This is a genomic window from Saccharicrinis aurantiacus (assembly GCF_947489045.1).
GTDB classification, from domain to species: Bacteria; Bacteroidota; Bacteroidia; order Bacteroidales; family Marinilabiliaceae; genus Saccharicrinis; species Saccharicrinis aurantiacus.
On sequence record NZ_CANLCN010000026.1, the window covers coordinates 22,906 to 34,754 of the forward strand.

Here is an 11,849-nt window from a genome sequence, read left to right on the forward strand (position 1 = left end):
CCCCTCATGCACATATAATGCAAAAAATATAATTTACATTTTTTAACTATATGCATTTTTAGAAATGAGTATAGGAAAATGACAAGGATTTGTATTATAAATTATAACCTTCACCACTTATTCATTGTCTTATTCATTAACTGCTTTAAATAACTTGAACAGCTTAACTTAAAGCCCTTAGTTTATTGAATAAAGCTACCTTATGGTTCAATTTAATAAACTAGTCAACATCAATCCTCAATAATCAATCAGAATATTCCAAGAATAAGAAATAGCATTTAATATATAATTCATTCGAATTTGTTCTGCTAATACAAACTCTACTTCAGACAAACTATGAAAAACATTGAAGAACATTTGTTAGAAGCATTAAGCTAATTCGAGTTTGCCCAATCTATACCAACTCCAGCATGACTAAAAATGAGAATAAAGGTGCTATTTTGGGTCTAGTAACAATAATCAAATAATAGGCTAAGCCATATTCTTTAAGCAAAAAAGCATCATATGCTTTACCATATGATGCTTTAATATATTTGATTATAAATATGCTTACGCTATTTACATAGGCTTATATACCACTCTATTATTACTTTGTAACAATAGAAATACTTGCTCCTGAAATACCTTTTGCTGATGCTTTAACATTAATTGTTCCTGCACTATTAGTTGCTTTAATTATGGCCAAACACATACCATTAAACGCTTTTTTATTATCCGCCTGGAATGATTCAAGAGAAGTTTGATCTCCATTATCAGTAGCTGCTAAAATACCAAAACCTTCTACGCTAAATGTAATTCTGTTATCAGCCATTGGGCAAAAGTTTCCGTCTTTATCAAGAATCCTAGCTGTTATAAACGATAAATCAGTACCATCAGCAGTTATCGCATCACGATCTACTTCTAATTCAATACGATCTGGTTTACCTGCTGTATGAATTACCTTAGTTGCTTCTGCTTTGCCATCTTTGTAGGCTACTACCTTAATATTTCCGGCTTGATAAGGCACTTCCCATGATAAACGGTATTTTGACTCGTAAGTTCCTTTCTCGAAAAAGTGAAATTCAGCAGGAATAGGAGTCAAATCAAAACCCTTTACCTTTTTACCCATAGATTTACCATTTACAAAAAGTTCTACCTCATCGCAGTTTGTATAAGAATAAACAGGGATTATATCTCCTTCTTTTCCTTCCCAATTCCAATGCGGCAATACATGCACCATTGGTTCTTCAGTCCATTGACTTTGATACAAATAATATCTATCCTTCGGAAAACCAGCTAAATCAACTGGGGCAAAATAAGATGAACGAGAAGGCCAATCATCATTCCAATATCCATTTGTTGAGTTATCTCTACCGCCATATGGAGTTGGTTCTCCCAGATAGTCTATACCTGTCCACATAAACTCACCCAAAGAAGAAGTCACTTTCTCTTGTTGCTCAAATTCCACATCAGGCGGGTATGCCCAAGGAGGCCCAACTGTTCCATCATAACTAGAGACATGATTTGTGCTATGTTGGTGCATCGGTTCAATTGGTAGATGATACACACCTCTGCTACTTGTTTGAGATGAAGTTTCAGAACCATATACAATCATATTCGGATTTTCATCTAGAATCTCTTGATAATTTAAAGGCCAATAGTTCATTCCAACAATATCGATATAATTGGCCAACTTGTTTTTAAACGGAGCTGGGAAATAATTAAACCCGGCTGTTGTTGGGCGCGTTGGATCAACCCTATGGCAAATATCATTTAAATGCTTGGTTAATTTCCAACCATCTTTTCTACTCTGCTCTAAAATTTCGTTTCCAATACTCCACATAATAACACAGGCGTGGTTTCTATCGCGTTTAATCATATCTGTTAAATCACGCTCGTGCCACATATCAAAATATTTGTGATAACCGTTTTCAACTTTGCCCAATTTCCACTCATCGAAAGCCTCAACTTGAACAACAATTCCCATTTTATCACAAATTTGCAATAGTTCAGGAGACGGCGGATTATGACTTGTGCGGATGGCATTAACACCCATACTTTTCATTATCTCTATCTGGCGTTCTTTTGCCCTATAATTTATAGCTGCCCCAAGTGCACCTTGATCGTGATGCATACATACACCTTCAAGCTTTACTGTTTTACCATTTAACTGAAACCCTTTGTCTCTAGAAAACTCAATGTCTCTAATTCCAAAGGTAGTTTCATAATGATCTACTACCTCACCCTTAATAACTATTTCGCTTACCGTTTTATATAAGTTTGGCTGATAAATTTCCCAAAGTATTGGCGCTTTAACAGCAAGGTCAACACTTGCAATACCCGTTTTTCCTTTTTGGACGATAATATCCTTTGTTGATTTAGCAACCTCTACCCCATTAGGATCTATAATACAAGTTACTAAATGGGCTGAAGTTTCAGAGTTAGTATTATTAACAACTGAAGTCTCTATATTAACAATTGCACTCTCACTTGTGATTTTAGGAGTAGTTATATAAGTACCATATTGTGGAATATGTACCTTATTGTTAATTTTTAAACGTACATTTCTATAAATACCAGCTCCAGTATACCACCTTGCTCCCAAATCCTCAGGTGCAGCCTTTACTACAATAACATTAACCTTACCAAGGTTAATATATTTAGTGATGTCGTATTCAAATCCGATGTATCCATTTGGTCGGGTACCCACATGATTCCCATTTACCCAAACCTCTGAATTACTCATTACACCATCAAATTCAATTGAAATAATTTTGTTTACATGTTTTTCATCAACAGTAAAGTGCTTTCTATACCAACCAATACCATGCACTGGTAATCCGCCAGTACGAGCATTGTATTCATTACTAAAGGGCCCTTCAATTGCCCAATCATGTGGTAAGGTAACTTTGCGCCAATTAGAATCGTCAAAATCTATATCCTCAACACCATCTACATCACCCTTATTAAAAGCCCAACCGGAATTAAAATCCTGATCAAGTTCATAGTCTTTTTTCTCACAACTACTCGAACTGAGTATAATTAACGCGAAAAGACCAACTAAAGCATTTGTAACTTTATTCATTACATACTTATTATTGTGCATTACTTTTCTATTTTTTAGTTTAATGTAAAACTATCGATAAATTGAGAGTAGAGTATGAAATTATAATACACTAATAGGGGGGGGAATTAGTTAAAAGAAATAATAGCTCTTTCTCAGACAACATCACTTAAGCACTCTCTATTTGTTATTTACAACTTTCACTACTTCAAAATAGCCCAATTTACCCCTGTTCATATTATCAAAATAACCAAGAGATTATCTTTCCTTTTTTTGTAGATTTGATTCCAACATTAAAATCAATTTAATTGCTAAATATTTTATTAATGAAAAATGTAATCCTAATACTCACTTTGTTTATTGTTACAAAAGTTTCAATAGCACAGGAAACAGAATTTAAATGGCTAGATCATAACCTTCCAACTGAAGAACGTATTGACCTCATAATTGAGGCAATGACTTTGGAAGAAAAAGCCTCCCAATTATTAGACGTTAGTAAAGCAATTCCTCGATTAGATATACCGGAATACAATTGGTGGAACGAATGTTTGCATGGGGTGGCTCGCAATGGTAGAGCTACAGTCTTTCCTCAGGCAATAGGCTTAGCCGCAACCTTTGATGTTGACTTAATAGAAGAAGTATCAACGGCTATCTCAGATGAAGCTAGAGCCAAATTTAATATTGCTATTCAAAAAGAAAATAGATCACGCTATGCTGGTCTTACGTTCTGGACTCCTAATGTAAATATATTTAGAGATCCTAGATGGGGCCGTGGACAAGAAACATATGGAGAAGATCCATATCTAACTTCTAGAATAGGAGTTGCATTTGTGAATGGATTACAAGGTAATGATGAAACATACTTAAAAGCTGCTGCCTGTGCAAAACATTATGCTGTACACTCAGGTCCGGAGGAGTTTCGTCATGAGTTTGATGCCTTCACCACACAAAAAGATTTATACGAAACGTACCTACCTGCCTTTGAAGCATTAGTAAAAGAGGCTAGTGTTGAAACGGTAATGGGTGCCTACAATAGAGTATTAGGAGAGCCTGCTTGTGGTAGTCCTTTTTTATTGCAAGATATATTACGAAAAAAATGGGGTTTTAAAGGGCATATTGTTTCCGACTGTGGTGCTATTTCAGACTTTCATCTATATCATAAAGTAACTAAAACACCTGAAGAATCAGCGGCACTAGCGATAAATAGCGGGGTTGATTTAAACTGTGGAAGTGTATATAAAAACCTATTAAGTGCACACAAACAAGGTTTAGTTACTGAAGATACTATTGATGTAAGACTACGCTCTTTATTGCGCACTAAGTTTAAACTAGGTTTATTTGATCCAGTTGAGGCAAACCCATACAATAACGTAGGCGAAGAAGTAATCTGTAGTCAAAAACATAGTGACATCGCTCTGGAAGCTGCACGTAAGTCAATTGTTCTATTAACCAACAAAAACAATGTATTACCATTATCACCTAATATTAATAACCTGTACGTTACTGGCCCACAAGCTAACAATAGTGAAGTGTTACTAGGTAATTATTATGGGATGAGTAATAAGCTTGTAAACATGCTTGAAGGTATTACTGCTGCTGTAAGCGCAGGAACCACTATCAACTATAAGCAAGGTTGTCTTCCTTACAGAGAAAATGTTAATCCGATTGACTGGACAACTGGTGAAGCTAAAGACTCCGAGGCTATTATTGCAGTTTTAGGTATTACCGGTGCAATAGAAGGGGAAGAGGGTGAAGCCATTGCTTCAGACTCTAAAGGAGATAGAATAAAACCATACTTACCAGAAAATCAACTCAACTTTTTAAGAAAGCTTCGCAAGGACAATAACAAACCTGTAATTGTTGTAATGACAGGAGGTAGCCCAATGGTGATTCCTGAAGTTGCTGAATTGGCCGATGCTATAATATGGGCTTGGTATCCTGGTCAAGATGGAGGAACAGCTGTTGCTGATGTTCTTTTTGGTAAAATATCACCTTCAGGTCGTTTACCATTAACTTTCTTATCAACATTAGATGGTCTGCCAGCTTACGAAGACTATTCAATGAAAGGGCGTACTTATAAATACATGGAAACAGATCCATTATTTCCATTTGGTTTTGGCTTAAGTTATACGCAATTTAATTATGCTGATGCCACTGCTAGTGCAACAAAGATTAAAAGAGGTAATGCAATTACAGTATCATGTAATATTGAGAATATTGGAGATAGAGATGGTGAAGAAGTGGTGCAAGCCTATTTAATTCAACCAGGTGCAGGAGATGATGCACCATACAAGAAACTAGTTGGATTTGACAGAATAAACCTAAGCAAAGGAAGTAAAACAGAAGTTTCATTTGATATTAAACCCGAACAAATGGGGCAATATACTGAAGAAGGGAAAAGAGTTATTGCTAAAGGGGAATATACGCTGATAATTGGGGCTACATCTCCAGTTAAAGATTATGCAAGACTTGGAGCTTCAAAACCTGTTGTATTAAAGTTTATTGTAAAATAAATACCAAGATGTTTTTAATAGAGTAACTTTTTAGTCTAAAATATGTATAATATATCCTCGATTCTTTATAGGTTCGAGGATATTTCTTTCAATATTGCCTATCGAAAGATCACATTCTAAAATATTCAATACAAATGATTATGCGTAATGTACTATTATCACTTTTGTTGATCCTCTCCCTATCTCTAGTTGCTCAATCTGATTTTGAATACCTAAATACAAAACACGGTCTTTCTCAAAACGATATCAATTTCATACATCAGGACTCGAAAGGTTTTATGTGGTTTGGTACTGTTGATGGACTCAACAGGTATGATGGACTGACCATGAAAGTTTATCAATTTACAACCCCAATGACACATCCTATTGGAAGTAATTTGCCATATTGCATGGTAGAAGATGACTTAGGCAACTTCTGGATAGGAACTTCTGACGACGGCATTTGGTACTTTGATCGTGAGCAAGAAGAATTTCATCAATTCCCATATGAGCATAATGGCCAGCGTTTTTTTACAGATAAACAAGTGATAAAGATATATCTTGATTCTGATAATAGACTTTGGGTTCCAACTGCTCGTGGCCTAAGTATAATAGATCTTAACGCCTATAAAAATGGAGAATATAAAGGAGTTTATTATAAAGCTGATTTTTCGAAAGAAAGCCAAGGAATAGCTAAAAGCATTACCAATATTTATTTTTTAAAAGAAGATACAAAAGGTGAAATATGGTTTGGAAGCAATAACGGTTTATTTCAGGCACATCTAAATGAACAATTTGAATTACGAACTGAACGTATACAAATTTTACCTCCTAGTACATGCATGAACTTTTCAGAAGTAGAAGGTGGGTATTTAGCTACAAGTTATTTGGGCACTTGCTATTTTACTAACGATGATATTAGAAATGGAATAAAACCAGAATACCTAACAGATCATTTCTTTAACACACATTTATTAACCTCGATGGGCTATTATTTTGGAGGAAACCCTTCTGGCCTATACCAGTACAAGTGGGACCCTATCAACAAAAAACTCGAACAGATAAATCACTTTCAGTCAGAATTTAATAATCTAAAAAGTCTATCTAAAAATAATGTTGTTACCTTATTTGAAGACAATGCAGGACTTCTATGGGTTGGAACCAATGGTGGAGGATTAAATAAACTAGACCTAAATGAGAAAAAATTTAATCACTATTACCAAACAACTCAAGAATCTAGCCTAGCGTATAATAAAGTACGAGATATTACCGAAGATAAAGTTGGTAATATATGGTTCGGAACAGAAGGTGGAGGTATTTCTTTACTTCCAGCAAAGAACAAAGGAGATTATACCAAAAGCTTTATTAATAAAGATATTTATACCACTGCATCCAGTCAAAACTTTGTATATAGTTTTACCACCATTCCTCAACTTGATAATGCAGTTATAGTAGGTACTGGCTATCCACATAAGGTAATACTTGCCAGAGCATCAAAAAAAGGAACTATCGAGTTTAAACCTTTCCCTGATTTAGTGAAAAATTCGGTATTCTCAAGTCTTACAGACAGCAAAGGGAATATTTGGTTAGGTACCTATGGTGATGGTTTGTATAAAACCCGATACAATAAAAAATCAGACCAACTTGAGGTTATTTCTCATTATTTCTCAAACAATGGCGGTGCCTCAGAATTGGCCTCCAACAAAATTAGAGCCATAGCAGAAGATCAGGAAGGGAATATTTTAGTAGGAACTGACAATGGCTTAAGTATTTTACAGCACAACCAAATTACAGAAACGTCACCCAGGTTTATTAACGTTAAACATAACCCTAATGTTGAAACTTCCTTAGGGCATAATTATGTATTATCGCTCTTCATAGATAGTAAAGGTCGTAGCTGGGTAGGAACTATGGGTGGTGGCTTATCGCTTATTCTGAATAAGGCAAATGACAATTATATATTTAAACGTTATTCTACACGAAATGGATTACCCAATGATGTAATTAAAGCAATTGAAGAAGATAATAACGGTAATTTATGGATTTCGAGCAATAATGGCCTTACACGTTTTAGCCCTGAAAATGAAGAAATCAGAAACTATTCTGTTATTGATGGTTTACAAGGTTTTGAGTTTAGTGAAGCGGCATCGTGCAAACGCAGAAATGGAGAATTACTTTTTGGAGGTGTTAATGGATTCAATTCGTTTTATCCTTCAGACATCAAAGATAACCCTTATGCTTCAACAATACAGTTTACCGAATTATATGTGTTGAACCAACACGTTGGCCCTGGAGAAGAAATTAATGGCCGAATCATACTTAATAAAGCCTTAGCTTCAGAAGAAAAACTAGATCTTCAATACAATGAAAATAGCTTTAGCATTGGATTTTCAGGGATGCACTTTGTGGCTCCTGATAAAATAAAATATAAATATAAGCTAGATGGGTTTGAAAAAAATTGGAACCACGCTTCTAGTATTAACCCTAAGGCTATTTATACAAATGTTCCATCCGGATCTTATACCCTGAAGGTTTTAGCAACAAATAATGATGGTGTTTGGAATACCGTTCCTAGTTCCATTCAAATACAAATAATTCCTCCATTTTGGCGAACCATTTGGGCAATGATACTATATATATTGGTACTATTGGCCATGTTACTCTTCTTCAGACGATACTCTGTTATTGCCGTTACACAGAAGAATAAGCTAATGATGGAACATTTTAAACAGGAACAAAGTGAAGAATTGGTTCAGTTAAAACTTCAGTTTTTCACCAACATATCGCATGAATTTAGAACGCCACTTACGCTTATTCAGGCTCCACTAGAACAGTTAATCACTAAAGTTGAAACAAGTACAGTTGAATTTAGAAAGAAAAATTACACTGTAATGATGAAAAACATTCAGCTAATGAACCGATTAATTACACAGCTCATGGAGTTTAGAAAGCTTGAAAAAGGTAAAATGCCTTTAGAAGTGGGCCGAGGTAATATCTGCGATTTAGTGAATGATGTAAGTTCTGCATTTGAAGATGTAGCTTCTTCAAAAGGTATCAACTTTGAAATTCGAAGCTCATACAAGGTAATGGAACTCTGGTTTGATTACGATAAAATTGAAAAGGTGCTTTTTAATCTGCTATCAAACGCATTTAAGTTTACCCGAACTGGAGGCAAAATATCTATCCTTTTATCAGAAGTGGAACTAGAAGGACACGAATGGGTAAAAATAGACGTAACGGATAATGGCCCAGGTATTGAAAAAAATAAAATACCTTATTTATTCGATCGTTTTTACCAAACGGGTAATCATAAATTATCAAAAGTTTCTGGTACTGGAATTGGCTTAGCCTTTGCTAAAAATTTAGTAGACCTGCATTCTGGTAGAATTACAGTTGAAAGCGAAGCTGATGTAAGCACTGTATTTTCAGTTTATCTTAAAAAAGGAAAATTACACTATGCTAAAGATGATTTCCTTTTAGAATCTAATATAGAACGTAATGACGCATTGCCTATTGTTAATGAAGTAAATACAATTGAATCGAACCAATACGAGAACAAAGACATCAAAATTGATTCAAGTAAACAAACCATTTTACTAGTAGAAGATAATCCTGATGTACAAGTACTTTTAATGGATGCTTTTAAAGAAAAGTATAATTGCATTCAGGCCTTTAATGGAATAGAAGGCTTAGAGGCTGCAAAAAAGCATTTACCCAACCTTATTGTTAGTGACGTAATGATGCCGGAAATGGATGGCTTTGAAATGGTGAATGAAATTAAAAAGGATACCTTACTTTGCCATATTCCTATTGTTATGCTTACAGCCAAAACAACAGATAAGGACAAACTGACTGGACTTGGCGAAGGGGCTGAAGCCTATGTATCAAAACCATTTAGTATAGAAGTGTTAGATGCACAAATTAACTCTATACTGAAGGCACGAAGATTGGTAATTAATAAGTACTCTAAGTCATTTGAGATTCAACCGGAGGAAGTAACCTTTACTTCTATTGATGAAAAACTAATAGAGCGATTATTAAAGGTTGTTGAGAAAAACATTGGAAACCCAGAATTTACAGTGGTTCAGTTGGCTGATGAAGTGGGTATGAGCCAATCAATACTTAATAAGAAACTAAAAGCATTATTAGGACAGACTGCCAATGTATTTATTCGCTCAATTAGACTAAAACGTGCAGGTCAGTTGTTAAAGTTAGGCCGACTATCAGTAACTGATATTGTTTATGAAGTTGGTTTTAACGATGTAAAATATTTTAGAGAGTGTTTTAGAAAGCAGTTTAATAAAACACCAACTGAATATGCAAAAAGCAACGAACCAAATGAAAATATAGAAGAGGAAAACTAAATTATTAAGAGCTTGATCGAATTTAAACTTCAATCAAGCTCTTTTAATATCTAATCTATTATTTAACCTCTTCTGAAATAAGCACTGTGCAATGGTACTCTTTCTTTTTACTTGAGTTTGAGAAGAAACAGTGATGGGAATAAGCACAATAAGCCATAATAGCTTGCCGGATAGATAGTTTTTCATGTTTAGGGTAATTTATACATTTAGCTGAGAGCAAAAATATTAAATCTTAGCACAGCCACAATTACCTTTACACAAAACATACAGATTATTTGATATTAATAGTTATCAAAAAGCCTCACTAAAAATGATGTAAAAGGCATTACTATCTTTTCCTATTCCGTAATCAATACGTAAGTTCATTCGTGGTTGAATCTCAACCCGCAAGCCTATACCTCCATTGGGTATCCAATTATACATAGTGGCATAATTATCCGATACACAACCTACTCCTACCCATGTGGCAAAACCAAATCTACTATCGTAAGAACCCTTCTTGTTTATCCGTTTACGTGTAATCATATGACGATATTCGGCAATACCGAAAGTGGCAGTTTTGTCTCTAAATCGTCCCCATTGGTAGCCACGTAAATCGGTAGGAGTACCAACTTGTGGCATCTCACTCCAAGGCACATCACCGCCAGTATGCTCCGTACTAAACTGCAGGGCTACCGTTTTCCTATCCCCAACCGGAAAATACTTACGTGCATCTAATGTTACTTTATTAAAGTTATTCGGATTAGAGGCGATCATGCCATTATAATTAAGTAAGCCCATGTTAAGAAGATAGCCTGAATATGGATTTTGCGCATTATCTCTATAATCTAATTCAATGGCAATTCCCAAACCTAAGTTGCGAACATGCGTACCAAACTTTAAAACAGATGGATCTTGCTCCATGGTTGAGTTAAGGCTTGATGCTGTAGTAGCATTGATATCATATACAAATCCTAAATTAAATCCACTTTTCACCTTAAAAACCATTTGCCCTGCTAATGACCACCACTCTCGATGGTATGAAGTTGTAGAATCTGGAGAGCTTGTGCGGATAGCATTATCATATCCTACACCCCAATAGTTATCGGGCATGTTCTTATAATAAAACTGTGTTTGAATCTTATATTTATTGTCTCGTCCGTATATATAAGGCAAAACAGTTATGGTTGCTGAGCCATTGGTACTATAGCCCACCGAGAACGGAATACTTGATCGCTCTAAAAACTGATTGTTGGGTTGTATTTTAAACGACATTAACCCTCCGGCCGTAAACAAAACGCCCAACTCAGGCGAATACGAAGGCGCTGCATAAGGCGTAAGCATAAAGTTTCGTTTTCGTTTATCCACTGACATTGTATCGTGCACCTCCGGAGAGTTCGATTGTGCAACCTTCAATTTCTTTTGCCCATTAACTTGACAAAAAAACATCAACAGAAAAATAAATATAGAAAACCCTGCTTTTTTTATTTTATGATAAAAAAACTGTTGTTTCATTGAGATGAACAGATATTACAAGTGCGTATTGATTTTACTTGTATAGCGAAGGTATAACATTTTACATTAAAAAATACCAATAAAATGGCTTACCATGATATACAACTTTAAGAATAGGAAAAAAGTATAATACAAGACAAAAAAAAGTAGCCAAGACTAAACTATTTTTTATACTTAGCATTTATTAATTGACGCAATTACTAATTTAGCCCCCATAAAAACAAATAAAATGGCAAAAGAAAAAATAAGCTATGCAGATGCAACTGCTGAAATTGAAGGAATATTAGAAGAACTAGAAAGTGGTGATTTAGATGTAGATATCCTTGGTGAAAAGGTAAAACGTGTATCTGTTTTATTAAAAATTTGTAATGATAAATTAAAAAAGACAGAGAAGGATGTTGAAAACGTATTGAAATTAATGAATGAAGATGAGTAGTTTACTCACCTTCATTCACA

Annotated in this window: 5 protein-coding genes; 3 read left to right on the forward strand and 2 right to left on the reverse strand. The window is 34.8% G+C overall.

Features of this window, described 5'->3' with window-relative positions; translation table 11 throughout:
- Nucleotides 1-586: 586 nt before the first annotated feature.
- Complete coding sequence (locus QMO11_RS19985) at nt 587-3,064, reverse strand: glycoside hydrolase family 2 TIM barrel-domain containing protein (protein ID WP_282039582.1); 2,478 nt, start codon at nt 3,062-3,064, stop codon at nt 587-589.
- A gap of 305 nt (nt 3,065-3,369) precedes the next feature.
- Between QMO11_RS19985 and QMO11_RS19990 the strand changes: the two genes are divergently transcribed.
- Both QMO11_RS19990 and QMO11_RS19995 read left to right on the forward strand, forming a co-directional pair.
- Entirely contained in the window at nt 3,370-5,556 is a 2,187-nt protein-coding gene (locus tag QMO11_RS19990) for a glycoside hydrolase family 3 C-terminal domain-containing protein (RefSeq protein WP_282039583.1), read from the forward strand.
- A 140-nt stretch (nt 5,557-5,696) separates the two neighbouring features.
- Nucleotides 5,697-9,899 carry a hybrid sensor histidine kinase/response regulator transcription factor gene (locus QMO11_RS19995; RefSeq protein WP_282039585.1) on the forward strand — a complete coding sequence of 1,401 codons (4,203 nt, stop codon included), beginning with the start codon at nt 5,697-5,699 and terminating at the stop codon, nt 9,897-9,899.
- A gap of 291 nt (nt 9,900-10,190) precedes the next feature.
- Here the strand turns inward: QMO11_RS19995 and QMO11_RS20000 are convergent, their stop codons facing one another.
- A complete protein-coding gene (locus QMO11_RS20000) occupies nt 10,191-11,327 on the reverse strand; it encodes a BamA/TamA family outer membrane protein (RefSeq protein ID WP_282039586.1) in 1,137 nt (378 codons plus the stop codon).
- Nucleotides 11,328-11,622: 295 nt separating this feature from the next.
- Between QMO11_RS20000 and xseB the strand changes: the two genes are divergently transcribed.
- A complete protein-coding gene (gene xseB / locus QMO11_RS20005; protein WP_068471736.1) occupies nt 11,623-11,829 on the forward strand; it encodes an exodeoxyribonuclease VII small subunit in 207 nt (68 codons plus the stop codon).
- Nucleotides 11,830-11,849: the final 20 nt, after the last annotated feature.